Annotated in this window: 15 protein-coding genes; 9 read left to right on the top strand and 6 right to left on the bottom strand. The window is 64.0% G+C overall.

Going from position 1 to position 15,423, the window contains the following annotated elements:
- Nucleotides 1-19 precede the first annotated feature (19 nt).
- The 9 genes from HB777_28070 to HB777_28030 all read left to right on the top strand — a co-directional run bounded on the left by HB777_28070 (nucleotide 20) and on the right by HB777_28030 (nucleotide 9,909).
- A complete protein-coding gene (locus HB777_28070) occupies nucleotides 20-1,030 on the top strand; it encodes a C-terminal binding protein (protein ID QND67408.1) in 1,011 nt (336 codons plus the stop codon).
- A complete protein-coding gene (locus HB777_28065; protein QND67407.1) occupies nucleotides 1,027-1,743 on the top strand; it encodes a hypothetical protein in 717 nt (238 codons plus the stop codon). Before HB777_28070 ends, HB777_28065 begins: the two co-directional genes overlap by 4 nt.
- A gap of 82 nt (nucleotides 1,744-1,825) precedes the next feature.
- Nucleotides 1,826-2,596, top strand: a complete 771-nt coding sequence (locus HB777_28060; protein QND67406.1) for a GntR family transcriptional regulator — start codon at nucleotides 1,826-1,828, stop codon at nucleotides 2,594-2,596.
- 332 nt (nucleotides 2,597-2,928) lie between these two features.
- Nucleotides 2,929-3,993, top strand: coding sequence for a substrate-binding domain-containing protein (locus HB777_28055; protein ID QND67405.1), 1,065 nt, complete (start codon nucleotides 2,929-2,931; stop codon nucleotides 3,991-3,993).
- A 166-nt stretch (nucleotides 3,994-4,159) separates the two neighbouring features.
- The gene (locus HB777_28050; protein QND67404.1) at nucleotides 4,160-5,227 is read left to right on the top strand and encodes a substrate-binding domain-containing protein; all 1,068 of its coding nucleotides are present in this window, start codon (nucleotides 4,160-4,162) and stop codon (nucleotides 5,225-5,227) included.
- Nucleotides 5,228-5,522: 295 nt separating this feature from the next.
- Nucleotides 5,523-7,025 carry a sugar ABC transporter ATP-binding protein gene (locus HB777_28045; GenBank protein QND67403.1) on the top strand — a complete coding sequence of 501 codons (1,503 nt, stop codon included), beginning with the start codon at nucleotides 5,523-5,525 and terminating at the stop codon, nucleotides 7,023-7,025.
- A 3-nt stretch (nucleotides 7,026-7,028) separates the two neighbouring features.
- A complete protein-coding gene (locus HB777_28040; protein QND67402.1) occupies nucleotides 7,029-8,060 on the top strand; it encodes an ABC transporter permease in 1,032 nt (343 codons plus the stop codon).
- Entirely contained in the window at nucleotides 8,057-9,025 is a 969-nt protein-coding gene (locus tag HB777_28035; GenBank protein QND67401.1) for an ABC transporter permease, read from the top strand. The genes HB777_28040 and HB777_28035 overlap by 4 nt, the downstream gene beginning before the upstream one ends.
- A gap of 2 nt (nucleotides 9,026-9,027) precedes the next feature.
- On the top strand, nucleotides 9,028-9,909 hold the full coding sequence (locus HB777_28030; protein QND67400.1) for an SMP-30/gluconolactonase/LRE family protein: 882 nt from the start codon (nucleotides 9,028-9,030) through the stop codon (nucleotides 9,907-9,909).
- 14 nt (nucleotides 9,910-9,923) lie between these two features.
- Here the strand turns inward: HB777_28030 and HB777_28025 are convergent, their stop codons facing one another.
- From HB777_28025 to HB777_28000, 6 genes are all read right to left on the bottom strand, one after another.
- Nucleotides 9,924-10,616, bottom strand: a complete 693-nt coding sequence (locus HB777_28025; protein QND67399.1) for an amino acid ABC transporter permease — start codon at nucleotides 10,614-10,616, stop codon at nucleotides 9,924-9,926.
- Nucleotides 10,613-11,278: an amino acid ABC transporter permease gene (locus HB777_28020; protein QND67398.1), complete on the bottom strand. Its 666-nt coding sequence runs from the start codon at nucleotides 11,276-11,278 to the stop codon at nucleotides 10,613-10,615. Before HB777_28020 ends, HB777_28025 begins: the two co-directional genes overlap by 4 nt.
- A gap of 68 nt (nucleotides 11,279-11,346) precedes the next feature.
- A complete protein-coding gene (locus tag HB777_28015; GenBank protein QND67397.1) occupies nucleotides 11,347-12,156 on the bottom strand; it encodes a transporter substrate-binding domain-containing protein in 810 nt (269 codons plus the stop codon).
- A 246-nt stretch (nucleotides 12,157-12,402) separates the two neighbouring features.
- The gene (locus HB777_28010) at nucleotides 12,403-13,212 is read right to left on the bottom strand and encodes a transporter substrate-binding domain-containing protein (protein ID QND67396.1); all 810 of its coding nucleotides are present in this window, start codon (nucleotides 13,210-13,212) and stop codon (nucleotides 12,403-12,405) included.
- A gap of 433 nt (nucleotides 13,213-13,645) precedes the next feature.
- The gene (gene phnN, locus HB777_28005; GenBank protein ID QND67395.1) at nucleotides 13,646-14,275 is read right to left on the bottom strand and encodes a phosphonate metabolism protein/1,5-bisphosphokinase (PRPP-forming) PhnN; all 630 of its coding nucleotides are present in this window, start codon (nucleotides 14,273-14,275) and stop codon (nucleotides 13,646-13,648) included.
- On the bottom strand, nucleotides 14,272-15,411 hold the full coding sequence (locus HB777_28000; GenBank protein QND67394.1) for an alpha-D-ribose 1-methylphosphonate 5-triphosphate diphosphatase: 1,140 nt from the start codon (nucleotides 15,409-15,411) through the stop codon (nucleotides 14,272-14,274). Before HB777_28000 ends, phnN begins: the two co-directional genes overlap by 4 nt.
- Nucleotides 15,412-15,423 lie beyond the last annotated feature (12 nt).

Here is a 15,423-nt window from a genome sequence, read left to right as displayed (position 1 = left end):
TGAAATCCGAAGGGCAAGCATGAAGATCCTGTGCGCCAACTGGCAAGCCGCCGACGAAGCCGAACTCGAGCGCGAGCACTATCCCGACATCGAACTCATCCTCGCCCGGTCGACCAACGACAAGGCAGCCGTGCTCGATCCAGCTGTCTGCGAGACGGTCGATGCCGTCATCAACTATTCGCCCACCCACAATGTCGCGGCTGCCCCGACTGCCTTTCCGAAGGCGCGGATCGCGGTGCGTTCCGGCGTCGGCTTCGACAACATCGACACGGCGGGCTGGGGCGCGCGCAAGATTCCGGCCTGCAACGTGCCGGACTACGGCACAACGGAAGTCGCCGATCACGCCATTGGCCTGATGCTGGCGCTGACGCGCGGCACCTCCGCCTACGGCGCGGAGCTTTCCGGCAACGGCGCCGATGGCTGGCATTTCTCCAAGGCGCCGCTGGTGCGCCGGCACAAGGGCGCCATTTTCGGCATCGTCGGGCTTGGCCGCATCGGGCTGGCCACGGCGCGTCGCGCCGCCGCCTTCGACATGAAGGTGGTGTTCTACGATCCGCATCTTCTGTCCGGCGTCGACCTGTCGACCGGCTACGAGCGGGTCCATTCGCTGGCCGAACTGATGGCACGGGCGGATGTGGTCAGCGTCCACGCCCCGTTGAGCGAGGAAACCCGCAAGCTGCTTGGCGCGGCCGCCTTCGCCGCCGCCAAGCCCGGGCTTGTGCTGATCAACACGGCGCGCGGCTCGATCGTCGATCTCGACGCACTGGAAGCCGCCATGCGCAAGGGCACGGTCATCGGAGCTGGACTGGACGTACTGCCGAACGAACCTGGCGATCTCGACCATCCGCTTCTGGCCGCCTGGCGTGCCCGCGAGCCGTGGATTGCCAACCGGCTGATCGTCACCCCGCACGCGGCCTTCTACAGCCCGGCCTCGATGCGTGATCTCAGGCTGAAATCGATCGAGGTGGTGCATGCCTATCTCGCCGAAGGCCGGCTCACCAACTGCGTCAATTCAGAGTATCTCAAATGAACATCGCGGTGGCGCAGACACCGCGGCTGGCTGCTTCGCCCTATGCACGCCGCCTGGCGCGCGAGCGCGCTCTTCCGCTTGAAACCCTTCGCGGCAGCGGACCGGATGGCCGCATCCTGGCCGCCGACGTGCTGGGCTTCGTTCCGGCCGCGGCGCCTGTAAATCCGCCTGATATCGTCGCCCCTTCCGTTGCTGCTCCCCGCATTGCCGCCTTTGCGGCGTCGGTCGCGCTGACCGCTCTGCAAGACCTGCTGGCCGCGCTGGAGAGCACGGGGAGAGCGTTCGACCTCGACGACGTGCTGCTGCGCGCGGCGGGTCGTGTGTTTGGTGAGATCCCGGATGCCGCCAAGGCCGGCGACACTTCGGTGGCCCTGGAACTGCCGGGCCGGCAAGTGATGTTTGCGACAGTTCCTGAGATGTCCCTAACATCGCTGCACGCAACGCGGCTTGCAGCCCTGGCCGACAATCGCGACGACGCGGATATGCCGGCGCTGCTGTCCATCCGCCTGCCGCCGGCGAGCGATATCCGGCCGCTGATGTTGCCGCTGTTGCCGGGCCGCGCCATGCGTCTGGCTGTCTCCGTCAGCAGCGCAGGCGACCATGCCGAATGTCTGCTGATCACGGATGCGGCAAGCATTGACGAGGCGATCGCCGCAGCGTGGCTCGCCGCCCTGAAATCGGCGATCGAACACCCGCTCCGGCTCTTCGTCTAGGACGGTTGATGGTCATCAGCCTTGTCTAGCCTCGAGGCGAGGAAGCTATTATAAAAGCTTCGACACAGGCGCGACGAGGCTCATGGATAACTCCGTTCCCACCATAGACAGTCTTCCCCGGCGCACGCTCGGCCGCTCGAACGGGCCGCTGTATCGCCAGCTCGCCGACATATTGCGCGAGCCGATCGGCAACGGCACCTTCCCCGTCGGCGGCGAACTGCCGAAGGAAGCGACCATCGCCGAGCACTTTGGTGTCAGCCTGATCACCGTGCGCCAAGCCTTGCGTGATCTCGAGGCCGACGGGCTGATCCGAAAACGGTCGGCGAAACCGGCGGTGGTCACGGCGCGCAATCCGTCTGTCAATCTGAGCTGGAAATTCAAGAATTTTGCCGACATGGCGGCCTTCACCAAGGACGCGCAGCTGACGGTGAAATCCTACCGCAAGGAGGTTTCCCCCGTGCTGCAGCGCCATTTTGGCATGGCCAAGGACGAGGTGGGCTACTGCCTGCGCGGCATCCTGTCGGTGGGCGAGCAGAAGAAGGCGCAGATCACCAGCTATTTCCCGCCTGCTGTCGGCGCCAAGCTGAAGCGCGACGATTTTTCCGACGTGCTGATCTTTCGCTCGGTGCAACGGCATCTCGGCCTGCGGCTGGACGTTGCGCATGTCACGGTCCGCGCCGAGATCGCCGACGAGGCCATCGCCGAAGACCTTGGCGTCGCTCTCGGCAGTGCGGTCCTGAGTGTGGAGATGCTCTATCAGTCGGCCGACCAGCAGAGCATCGAGTTCACCATTGCCCGTCATCCGGCCGATCTCTTCAGCATCAGCTACGACGCGCCGAACGACCTGGCCTGAACCCGGTCGGGGGGGCCGGTCGATCGGCCTGATCGGCAGGCCGATCAGGAGGATTGTCCACGCGGATTTCCCTGTCGTGCCCATGGACAGCTTTATAAAATTATAATAGCATCATAGCTAGGATGAAGGCCGCGCCGAAAACCACGATCGAACGTGGATGCGCGACCCCGTTCGATGTCGAGCATTCGCCTGGCGCATGTCCGAAAGTGCGCAGCGGTTCCGGGGTAACGGCATGCACGAAACAAAGTCTGTTCATAAGGGGGTGTGCCTGGAAGGCACATGATAGGCGGCGGCGTTCGCGCGGCCGGCAACAAACACGGGAGGAGCAAATCATGAAAGCAGGCGCATTTTTCGCCGGCCTTGCGGTGATCGCGACGACGTTGCTGTCGATCGATGCCGTGCCGGCCAACGCACAGGACAAGAAGCCCTACACCATCTATCTCTCCAACAATTTCGTCGGCAATGACTGGCGCCAGCAGATGCTGCGCAGCGCCGACATCGCGGTCAAGAAACCGCCGCTCGCCGGCCGCGTCGACCTCAAGGTCGAAGTGGTCGAGACCACGGTCCAGGCGCAGATCAATTCCCTCAACAACATCATTCGCAACAAGCCCGACGCCATCATCATCGATGCCGGCTCCGGCGAAGCGCTCAACCCGACGATCCAGAAGGCTTGCGATGCCGGCATTCTGATCATCGCCTTCGATCAGATCGTCAGCGCGCCCTGCGCTTACACGATGGAGTCCGACTGGGGCCGGGCGCCGCGCGTGGAGGCCGAATGGCTGGTCAAGAAACTCGGCGGCAAGGGCAAGATCCTCGTCGACCGCGGGCTTGCCGGCGCTCCCATCTCCGCTCAGCTGCAGGGCGGGTTCGAGGAAGTCATCAAGAAATACCCAGGCATTGAAGTGGTCGGCTATTTCAACGGCGACTATGCGCTGGGACCGGAACAGGCCGGCGTCGCCAGCCTGCTGGCCGCCCACCCGCAGGTCGACGCCATCTTCGTCCAGGGCTACGGCGCCGGAGCGATCAAGGCGCTGCAGGATGCCGGCCGTCCGATCGTTCCGATAACCGGCAGTCCCTTCAACCTGACGACGACGACCTGTGCCCAGACGCAAGGCGCCCAGTGCATTCTGGCGCCCAACCCTGCCTACCTGTCGGCCGAGGCCCTGAAGCTGGCGGTCGAGATCCTCGACGGCAAGAAGCCGGCCGAGAAGAAGATCCTGCTGCGCAATGCCTTCCTCACCACCGATCCGGTCCCGTCGGAATTGTATCCCGACGCGGCCATGCAGAAGATCGAGGTCGGCAAGAACGCCTTTCCGGACATGGCTCCGGGCCTGTTCCTTCCGGTCAGCCCGGACTGGGTTGAAATCACCCCTGCCGAGGCCGCCGGCGCGAAATGAGCGACGTCTGCCAATCGGCGGCGAAATGGTCGCCTCGAAGCTCCCCATCGCGCCTTAGCTTAAATTGACAAGGCGTTTTGGTACCGGTATCAATTTATAGGCAGCACCCACCAAGATGGCGAAGTCCGTCGCTGGCTGATGCAGGAAACACGAAGGAGGAGAGACCATGAAACTGAAGACAGTTTGCATCGGAATGGCAGCTCTTGCCATGTCTGCAGTCGCCATCGGCACGGCGCCGAGCCGTGCCGAGGACAAGAAGCCCTACACCATCTACCTCTCGAACAATTTCGTCGGCAATGACTGGCGCCAGCAGATGGAGCGCGTCGCCACCGTTTCGGTCAACAAGGGACCGCTGAAGGGCCGCGTCGACCTCAAGATCGAGAATGTCGAGAACACCGTTCAGGCGCAGATCAACTCGCTCAACAACATCATCCGCCAGAAGCCGGACGCCATCCTGGTCGATGCCGGCTCGGATTCGGCCTTGAATCCGACCATCAAGAAGGCCTGCGACGCCGGCATCGTCGTCATCAGCTTCGATCAGGTGGTGACCGAGCCCTGCGCCTATGCCGTCGCCTCCGACTGGGACCGCATCCCCTCCGTCATGGCCGAGTGGATGGCCGTACAGCTTGGCGGCAAGGGCAACATCATCCTCGACCGCGGCCTTGCCGGCGCGCCGATCTCGGCCCAATTGCAGCAGGGCTATGAGAAGGTGTTGGCCAAATATCCCGACATCAAGGTGGTCGGCTACTACAACGGCAATTACGCGCTTGGACCGGAGCAATCTGGCGTCGCGGCACTGCTTGCGGCCAATCCGCAGATCGACGGCATCATGACGCAAGGCTACGGTTCGGGCGCCATCCAGGCGTTGAAAGATGCCGGCCGGCCGATCGTCCCGGTCGTCGGCTTCTCCTACAATGTAGCCGCCCTTACCTGCGCGCAGACTAAAGGCGCCAAGTGCATCCTCGGCTCGAACCCGGCCTATCTCTCATCGGAAGCGATCAAGCTGGCGGTTGATATTCTCGACACCGGCAAGAAGCCGGCCGAACGCTCGATCTCGGTCAAGGGCGACTTCGTCACCACCGATCCCTTCGAGTCCAAGCTTTATCCGGGCACCAAGATGATCAAGATCGCGGTCGGCGAGAATGCCTTCCCCGACCAGGCGCCCGGCCTGACGCTGCCGATCACGCCCGACTGGGTCGAGATCACCGCTGCGGAAGCCGCCGGTACAAAGTAGATCTGTGGTAAACCAGGGCAATGGGTTTGGATAAATTGCTACACACCGGGCGTTGGCGCTGCCCCTCATTGCCCTGCCGGGCATTTCTCCTCGTATAGTGACGGGGAGAAAGACGCCTTCATGGATGGTTTCGCCAATTACCAGCGTTGCAGGAAAAGCGATGAGGTTGCGACCGTCTCCCTTCTCCCCGTCACTATACGGGGAGAAGGTGCCGGCAGGCGGATGAGGGGCAGCGCCAATGTCGGCAATTGGTCTGACGCGATTGCCCTTTGATGTAAAAGACCGAAAGCAGCCCATGGACCTCGTCACCGTCAAAGGCCTGTCCAAACGCTATGGCGGCATCGTCGCCCTGAGCGAGGCGACATTCAGTGCCCGCGCCGGCGAGGTACACGCGCTGCTCGGCGAGAATGGCGCCGGAAAGAGCACCTTCATCCAGATACTGTCCGGCGCGGTGCGGCATGATGGCGGCTCGATCCTGGTCGACGGCCAGGATTATCGTCCCGCCAATCCGGATGCTGCCCAGGCGCGCGGCATCGCGGCTGTCTTCCAGGAACTGTCGCTGATCCCCGACCTCAGCGTCGAGCAGAACATCTGGTTCCGCCATGAGCCAAGGACGTTTCTGCGCACCGTCAATCGCGCGGAGATGCGCCGCAAGACGCTGGCGCTGCTCGACAAGTACAAGTTCCCGGCGCTGCGCCCCGAGCAGGAATTGCGCCGGCTGACACTGGCCGAACGGCAGATCGTCGAGATCGCCAAGGGCCTGGCCAAGGATCCGCGCATCCTGATCCTCGATGAGGCGACCTCGGCGCTGCCCGCGAGGGAGGCGGAGTGGCTGCTGAAACTCACCCGGCAACTGGCCGCCGAGGGCAGGCTGGTCATCTTCATCTCGCACCGCATGGCCGAGGTGCGCGCCATCGCCGACCGGCTGACCATCTTCCGCAATGGCAGCACCATTGCCGTACATGAAGCCAATGCGGTGTCCGACAACGAGATCGTCACCCAGATGATCGGCAGGCATCTCGACCGGCTCTATCCCGAACGGATTGCCACCGCGACCGATCGCATCGCGCTCAGCGTCAAGGGTTTTTCCAGCGGCAGCCGGCTCTCCGGCGTCGATTTTGCGCTGCGCGAAGGCGAGGTGCTCGGCGTCGGCGGCCTGCAAGGCCACGGCCAGCGCGAACTGTTCCAGTCGCTGTTCGGCGCCAGCAAGGCGAGCGGCACCGTCGAACTGTGGGGCAAGCCGGCTTCGATCGGCAATCCACGCCAGGCGCTGACCGGCAAGGACGGCATCGCGCTGGTGCCCGAGGACCGGCGCGGGCAGGGCCTGCTTCTGACCAAGAGCGTGCGCGAGAACCTGACCCTGTCGGTCATCAAGCGCTTTACCGAAAACGGCTTGCTGAGCCGGCAAAAGGAAGCGGCGCTTGTCAAGGAGATGGTCGACTTCCTGCGCATCAAGGCCGGCACGCCGGAGCAGCTTGCCGGCACGCTGTCGGGCGGTAACCAGCAGAAGGTGATCTTCGGCAAGATGCTGCTCACGCAAGCGCGTGTGTTGCTGCTCTACGACCCGACACGCGGCGTCGATGTCGGCACCAAGGGCGAGATCTTCCAGCTGATGCGCGATCTCGCGGCCAAGGGCTATGCGATCCTGTTCCATTCGAGTGACATGCCGGAACTCGTCCATGTTGCCGACCGTGTGCTGGTGATGCGCAATGGCGATATCGCAGCCACGCTGGAGGGTGACCGTATCTCGGAAGCAAGCATCTTGCGCGCCGCCATGCTTGAAAGCGAAGCGGCCTGAGGCATGGTGATGTCAGTCGCAGAGAGACCTGTTGAGATGGCGCAAAGGCCAGCCGAAATGAAACCCGCCAGGCCCGACATCGATTGGCGCGGCCGCGCGCTAGACCGCGCGCCATTCCTGGTCGCCTGCCTGATGCTGGCCTTGATCGTTGCCGTCTATGGCAGCCTGCAATCCGGCGTCTTTTCGCTGGACGAGATCAACCTCGACACGGCGGCGGCGATGACGCTGATGCTGGCGGCAACCGGCCAGACCATCGTGCTGGTGCGTGGCGGCATCGACCTGTCGATCGGCGGCATGATCAGCCTCGGCACGGTGATCGCTGCAACGCGCTTCACCGACGATCCGTCGACCGTCGCTCTGTGGGCGCTCGTCATCCTGGCCCTCGGCTTCCTGATCGGCGCGTTCAATGGCCTGCTGATCTCGCTGCTCAAGCTGCAGCCCTTCCTGGTCACGCTCGCCACCTGGTCGATCCTCAACGGCGTCGCCATGATCATCCTGCCGACCGATGGCGGCAGCGTTCCCGGCTGGTGGGTCAGCTTCGGTTATGCACAGCTGTTCGGCCTGACCAGCCCGGTCTGGATGCTGCTGGCGCTGCTGCTGTTCTGGTGGTGGTTCCGGGCGACGCGCGTCGGCGTCACCATCCAGGCGACAGGCTCCAACGAAAAGTCGGCCTTCCTGTCGGGCGTCTCGATCACCCGGGTCAATGTCATCACCTATGGTCTCTCAGGCCTGTTCGCGGCGGGGGCGGCACTCTATCTGACGACGCAGACCGGCGCCGGCTCGCCGACCATCGGCAAGGACTACATCCTGCCTTCGGTGGCGGCGGCGGTCATCGGCGGTGTCAGTCTGTTCGGCGGCCGCGGACATCTGGCCGGCACGCTGATCGGCGCCTTCGTGCTGACCCTCATCGGCAATCTGGTCTTCGTCCTGCATGTGTCGAGCTACTGGCAGCCGGTCGCTTCCGGCGTCATCCTGCTGCTCTCGGTTCTGGCGAGTTCTGTCGCTGAAAAGGCCGCAAGGAACCGTGTCCAATGAGCGCCTTCCTCGCCCGCAACCGGCTCATCTTGCTCGCCTATGCCGGCATGATCGTGCTGCTGCTGGTCACGGCCTTGTTTTCGCCGGGCTTCCTGTCGGTCTCCAACATGCGCTCCACCGTCGTGCTGGCAGCGTTCGTCGGCATCGTCGCGCTCGGCCAGACCTTCGTCATCATCGGCGGCGGCATCGACCTGTCGGTGCCATGGGTGCTCAATTCAGCGGCCATCGTCATGGCGCTTTTGTGCGGCGGCCAGGACCTGCCGCTGGTCTGGGTCATGCCGCTGCTGCTTGCCGGGGGCGCCTTCATCGGCCTGATCAATGGCGTCGGCGTCGCCCAGTTCGGCGTGCCGCCGATCATCATGACGCTGGCCACCAACGTCATCCTGCAAGGGCTGATCCTGGTGCTGACCGGCGGCTCGCCGACGCCCTCGGCGCCGGCCTTGATCCAGTTCCTCTCGGTAGGGCGCATCGGCGGTTTCCCGGTGATCGCGCTGATCTGGCTGGCGCTGACGCTGGTGGCGACGCTGCTGCTCTCCAAGGCGGCGTTCGGCCGCCATCTCTATGCGCTCGGCACCAGCGCCACGGTCGCCGAATTCTCCGGCGTGCCGACGGCGCGCACCACGATCCTGACCTATGTCATATCGGGCCTCACCGCCGCCTTCGCCGGCATGCTTCTGACCGGCTATTCCGGCCAGGCCTATCTCGGCATGGGCGACGCCTATCTGTTCACCTCGATCGCGGCGGTCGCCATAGGCGGCGCCTCGATCCTCGGCGGCAGCGGCCATTATCTCGGCACCGTCGCCGGCGCCATGGTGCTCACCATCCTCACAGGACTGCTGCCGGCGCTGAACCTGTCGAGCGGCGCACTGCTCATAGTCTATGGCGCGGTGATCCTGCTCACCGTGTCGATCGGCAGCGAGACCTTCGCCGGCCTCGGCGGCAGGTTGCGCAGAAGAGAGGGCTGACCGTGGTCGAAATTTCTTGTGTCGTCGATGCTGGGGCCGAGCTCGGCGAAGGCACGCTTTGGGATGCCAAGGCCGGCGTGCTCTGGTGGATCGACATCTGGAAAAAGCTGATCCATCGCTACGATCCCGCGACCGGCAAGGACGATGTCTTCGAGACGCCGGAATATCTCGGCTGCCTCGGTCTGCGCGAGAAGGGCGGCCTGGTGCTGACGATGACCGACGGGTTCCATTTCTTCGATCCGGCGACCGGCACATTCGAAGCGATCGTCGATCCGGAAGCGCATATGCCGAAGACCCGTTTCAACGACGGCAAGCCGGACCGCCAGGGCCGGTTCTGGTCGGGCACCATGTTCGAGGTGCCGGGGCAGCCGATCGAATTCATCGGCGCTCTCTACCGGCTCGATCCCGACCTGTCGGTGCATAGAATGATCGACGGCATCGGCTGCTCCAACGGTCTGGCCTGGAGCCCGGATTCGAAGGTGATGTACTTCTCCGACAGCCATGCCGGCGCGGTCTGGGCCTATGATTTCGATGCCGCCACCGGCGATGTCGAAAACCGCCGCACCTTCATCGACATGACGGTGACCGGCGGTCTCGCCGATGGCGCGACCGTCGATGCCGAGGGCTGCTACTGGGTGACCATTCCGGTCACTAGCAAGGTCTGCCGCTACGATCCCGATGGCCGTCTGATGCAGACCGTGCTGCTGCCGACCGACCTGCCGACCTGCTGCGAATTCGGCGGCAAGGACCTCGACATCCTCTATGTCACGTCGGCGGTGCTTCGGCGCCCTGCCAGCCACTTCGTCGGACAGAAGAATCCGGGCGGATTGTTTGCGCTCGATGTCGGCGTCAAGGGCCTGACCTTGCCGGCGTTCAAGGGCTGACCTAAACAGCCGACCTAAACAGCCGACATGACCAGCGGTGTCTCGACCTTGCGGATTGTTCCGGCAGCGAAACGACGCTCGAGATAGCCGGCATAGAGCGACAGCGGCCAGCACAGAGCGAAGTAGATCAGCGACACGGTGCCGAACACCATCACCGGCTGGAAGGTCACCGTGTTTACCTGCGTGGCGGCGCGGGCAAGTTCGGTCAGCCCGATCAGCGAGGCGATCGACGTCGTCTTGACGATCTGCACCATGAAGCCGACGGTCGGTGGCAGCATCAGCCGCACCGCCTGCGGGATGATCACCAGCCGCAGCGTTCGCGTGAAGCGGAAACCGAGCGCCGTCGCCGCTTCCCACTGCCCCTTCGGGATCGCCTCGATGGCGCCGCGAAAAATCTCACCGAAGAAGGCGCCGCCATTGAGCGAGAAGGTCACGGCCGCTGCCACCCACGGGTCCGGCCGGTAGCCGAGGAACGAAGAACCGTAATAGGCCATGAACAGCTGGATCAGGATCGGCGTGCCCATGAAGAACTGGATGTAGCCGGCGGCCAGCCAGCGCAGCGGCCGCGCCGGCGCCACCCGGATCGCCGCCACCACCAGACCGATCAGGCCGCCGCCGGCAAAGGCGATCAGCGCCAGCAGGATCGTCCAGCGCGTCGCCAGCAGCAGGAACATCAATTCGTTGGGGCCGAAGTCGCGCAGGCTCATTGCTTCCACCTGAACATGAGCTTGCCGATGCCGGCGAAGAGCAGGCTGGCGGCCTGCACCAGCGCGAAATAGATGATGGCGATGATGATGTAGACCTCGAAGCTGCGGAAGGTCTGCATGACGAGGTTGTTGGCGACCGCCGTCAGCTCCTCGGCCGCAATGGCGCCTACGATCGACGTGCCCATGATCTGGAGGATGAACTGCGCCGACAGCGACGGGTAGACGGCGCGCGCCGCCGGCACCAGGATGACATGGCGGATGATGCGGTAGCGGCCGAGGCCGAGCGACTTGGCCGCCTCGACCTGTCCTTCCGGGATCGACTCGATGCCGGCGCGCAGGATCTCGGTGGCGTAGGCGCCGAGATGGATCGAGAGTGCTACGACGGCCGCAATGTTGCTCGACAGCTTGAAGCCGAACAGCGGCAGCGAGAAGAACACGAAATAGAGCTGGATCAAGAGCGGCGTGTTGCGGATCAGCTCGACATAGCAGGCGATCGGCCACGACAGGAGGCGCGGACCGAAGCTGCGGCCGACAGCGCCGAGCACGCCGATGGCGGTGCCGAACAGGATCGACAGCGCAGCCAGCTGGATGCTCTTCGCCAGGCCGCGCAGCAGCAGGTCGAGATGGATGAGGATCGGGCCGAATTGCAGGGCGGTTTGCATGGGCATCCCGTCACGAGGTCAGGCAAGCGGGGCCGATGCTATGGCGGCCCCGCCACGGAACAAAGCGATCAGAAAACCGGCAGCGCCGGCAGCGGCTGGTTGCGGTATTTCATCGACAGCGCATCGAGCGTGCCGTCGGTCTTTAGCGCAAACAGCCAGGTGTTGATCCACAGGTGCAGATTGTCGTTGCCCTTGGCGACGCCAATGCCGAAATAATAGGTCTTCAGCGGATATTTCTGTTCGAACGCGTCGCCGTTCTGGGCTTTCTTCAGGTAGATCTCGCCATAGTCGCCGCCACCCATGGCATCGATCTGGCCGGAGATCATGGCCTGCATCAGCGCCGGCTGGTCGTCGAAACGCAGGATCTCGATGCCTGGATTGGCCGCTGCCGCAGCGGTCAGCAACCCGTCCGGGGCGGTGCCGCGCGTCAGCCCCACCTTCTTGCCGACCAGGTCGGCATTACCTTTGATCTGCATGCTCTTCGGCGCGATGACCACCGCCGACTGGCCGGCATAGGGGATCGAAAAGTCGATCTGGATGGCGCGCTCCGGCGTGATCGAAAAGATCGAGATGACCGCATCGACCTGCTTGGTCAGCAGCGCCGGGATTCGACCCGGCGAGGTGACGGTGACGAATTCAACCGGCACGCCGAGCGCTTCGCCCATCTTGTTGGCAACCTCGATGTCGAAGCCGGCCGGCTTCAAACTGGCATCGAGAAAAGCGTAGGGCGGCGTGGTGGTGTCGATGGCGACGACCAGCTTGCCGCGCGAGATGATCTCGTCGACCGTTTGCGCCGAAGCGATCGACGGCTTGAGTGCCGACAGCGCCAGCACAATGCCGGCCAGCAAGGCGCCGGCCCCTCTCAGGAAATTCCGCATGTTTTCCTCCCCATGCATTTTTCTGCACGCCTCTCCCATCCGCATCGTTGGCGTGAGGCGCGAACCACCCGACGATGCCCGGCAAGACCTCAGGTCGTGCCTGTTGGGCTCCTCCCAATAAGATTATAATATTATAATCTTTAGAGGTTGTCTAGGTGCTTCGCCAAGGGGCGAGCCAGTTGGACCGATGCACCGGCTTTGTCGGTGGAGCGGGGCCGGCAGGGCCCCGCCTTCATGGAGGAATGCTCAGAACACCGGCAGCGTCGGCAGCGGCTGGTTGCGATACTTCATCGACAGCGCGTCCAGCGTGCCGTCGGTCTTCATGGCGAACAGCCAAGTGTTGACCCATTGCCGCAGATTGTCGTTGCCCTTGGCGACGCCAATGCCGAAGTAGAAGGTCTTGAGGATGTATTTCTGTTCGAACGCATCGCCGTTCTGCGCCTTCTTCAGATAGATTTCGCCATAATCGCCGCCGCCCATGGCATCGATCTGGCCTGACACCATGGCCTGCAGCAGCGAGGAATAGTCGTCGAAGCGCAGGATCTCGATGCCCGGATTGGCTTCGGCGGCCTTGGTCAGCAGGCCGTCCTCGCCGGTGCCGCGCGTCAGGCCGACCTTCTTGCCGACGAGGTCGGCAACGCCCTTGATAGCGGTGCTCTTCGGCGCGATCACGACCGCCGATTGTCCGGCATAGGGGATCGAATAGTCGATCTGGATGGCGCGCGCCGGCGTGATCGAGAAGATCGAGATCACCGCATCGACCTGCTTGGTCAGCAGCGCCGGGATGCGGCCGGGCGAGGTGACGGTGACGAATTCGACCGGCACGCCGAGCGCTTCGCCCATCTTGTTGGCGACCTCGATGTCGAAGCCGGTCGGCTTCAGATTGGCGTCGAGAAATCCATAGGGCGGCGTCGTGGTGTCCACGGCGACGACCAGCTTGCCGCGCGAGATGATCTCGTCGACCGTCTGCGCCGAAGCGATCGACGGCTTGAGCGCCGACAGCGCCAGCACAATGCCGGCCAGCAAGGCGCCAGCCCCTCTCAGGAAAGTCCGCATGTTTTTCCTCCCATGCATTTTTGGGCGCCTCGTGTCGGCATCGCTCGTGCGGGGCGCGGGCCGCGCGACGACGTAAAACGGGGTCGGTGTTTCGCTCGCTGGCTTCCCCTTGCAAAACCGGGGTGCAGCGCTCCTCCACGACTTATAATGGTATGCTATTATAATATATAAAGCCTGTCCATGAGTGCTACTCAAGGCTCGCTTGCGCTGACGGACAGAATGGTCTTGGCGAAAACGTCCATCGCTTCGTCATCCACGGGCGGAGCAAGGCGCGTAGCGACGCGGCGCAGACCCAAGGAGCTGCGCCGCGCAGGGATGACGACGTTGGGGAGGCTTCGGCCAATCGCGAATGTTCGTGATGGCCCACCGAAATGAACGACGAGATGCTGGCTGCCAATAGGCCCCAGCCCGCCAAATCACCCGTGCAGCGCTGCTAGATCAGGCCCGACATGTCGGAAAAGGCCATCGCCTTGCGCAGCACCTCGGCGAAGCGTTCGCCGGCCGCCTCGCGCGGGCCGCTGTTGTCGATCGAGGTGACGCCGGGGCCGGACAGGTTCATAGTGGCGCTGCGCGCCAGCCTCGCCAGGACTTCGCCGCGTGACTCGCGGCCGCGCATTGCCAGCCGCTCGGCCAGCACCTCCGGCGAGGCGGTGATCTCGACGATGGCCAGGTTGGCATAGCGTTCGCGCAAGGAGGGGATGATCGCGCGCGACACATTGGCGACAGCAACACGGCCATTGGCGACAGACCAGTCGACATCGGCCGGGATGCCATAACGCAAGCCGTGCGCCTCCCACGAGATGGCGAAGGCGCCATCGGCTTCGGCTTCGACAAAGGCGGCATCGGCAAGCGTGTCGTGGTCCTCGCTGGCGGCATCGCTCGGCCGCGTGATGACGCGGCGGACAAACTCCAGCCGCGTCTCTTCCGCAAAGCGGGTGCGGGCGTAGCCGATCACCGTGTCCTTGCCGGCGCCACTCGGTCCAACCACGGCGACGAAGACGCCATCGCGGATCGGAAACGTCTCGGCGGACAATTCCCGCTCGATCAGTGCCGACACCATCATGCCACCCGGCGTCCCTGCCGCCAGACGGTGCGCACGACCGGAACATGGTCGTCGACGCGCACGCGCACCAGATCGGCGCGGCGGCCCTGTTCGATGACGCCGCGGTCGGTCAGGCCAATCGCTTCGGCCGGGTTCTTCGAGACCATGGCGACAGCCTGCGGCAGGGAAATGCCGTCGACGACATCGCCGAGGAAGAAGGCCGACTGGATCAGGCTGAAGGGAATGTAGTCGGACGACAGGATGTCGAGCAGCCCGTCGCTGGCCAGTGTGCGGGCCGAGACGTTGCCCGAATGCGAGGCGCCGCGCATGACGTTGGGCGCACCCATCAGCACGCCGAGCCCGGCCTCTTTCGAGGCTCTGGCGGCTTCCTCCGTGGTCGGGAATTCGGCGACGCGCACGCCCTGCTCGATCGCCTCGCCGACATGGCCAATGGTGGCGTCGTCATGGCTGGCCAGCACGATGCCGCGCTCATGGCAGGCGGCGGCGATGTGGACACGGTTCGGTCCCGAATTCACGGCCGATTCCCCCATCCGCTTTTCGCAGAACAGCTTGAAGTCACGGTCGGTCAGCTTCAGTTTGCGCTGGTAGTAATAGGCATAGGTTTCGAGGTTGACGAACTGGCGCTGGCCTGGCGCGTGGTCCATCAGCGATGCCAGCTTGACCCGTTCGTCGCCATCGAAATTGGCGAAAGCCCTGAGGCAGTCCGGTGCCGAAACCTCGCAGCGCAGATGGATGAAATGGTCGGCGCGCAGACGATCCTGCTGGACACTGTCCTCGATCGCATCGGCCAGCTTGCGGATGTCGGCTGATGTCAGGTCGGCATCTTCGTCCATGCCGACGCGCAAGGCGTCGAGCACGGTGGTGATGCCGGCGGTTGCCACCTGCGCGTCATGGGCGAGTACGGCGGCGATCGGGTTCCAGCGCACCTTGGGCCGCGGCGCGTAGTGGCCTTCGAGGTGGTCCGTATGGAGTTCGACCAACCCGGGAATGATGTAGTCGCCGCCCATATCCTCGCCGCTGCGGCTGGAGCCGGCTTCGATGCCTGCGATAAAGCCGTCGCGCAGCACCAGCGAACCCTCGACGATCTCGTCGGCAAGCACGATGCGGGCGTTGTGGAGAACAGTTTCGGCGGTCATTTCAGGCAGTCC

The organism is Mesorhizobium loti (assembly GCA_014189435.1).
Lineage (GTDB): Bacteria > Pseudomonadota > Alphaproteobacteria > Rhizobiales > Rhizobiaceae > Mesorhizobium > Mesorhizobium loti_G.
Note: the sequence above shows the minus strand (reverse complement) of the source record. Positions and strands in the feature narration are given on the sequence as shown.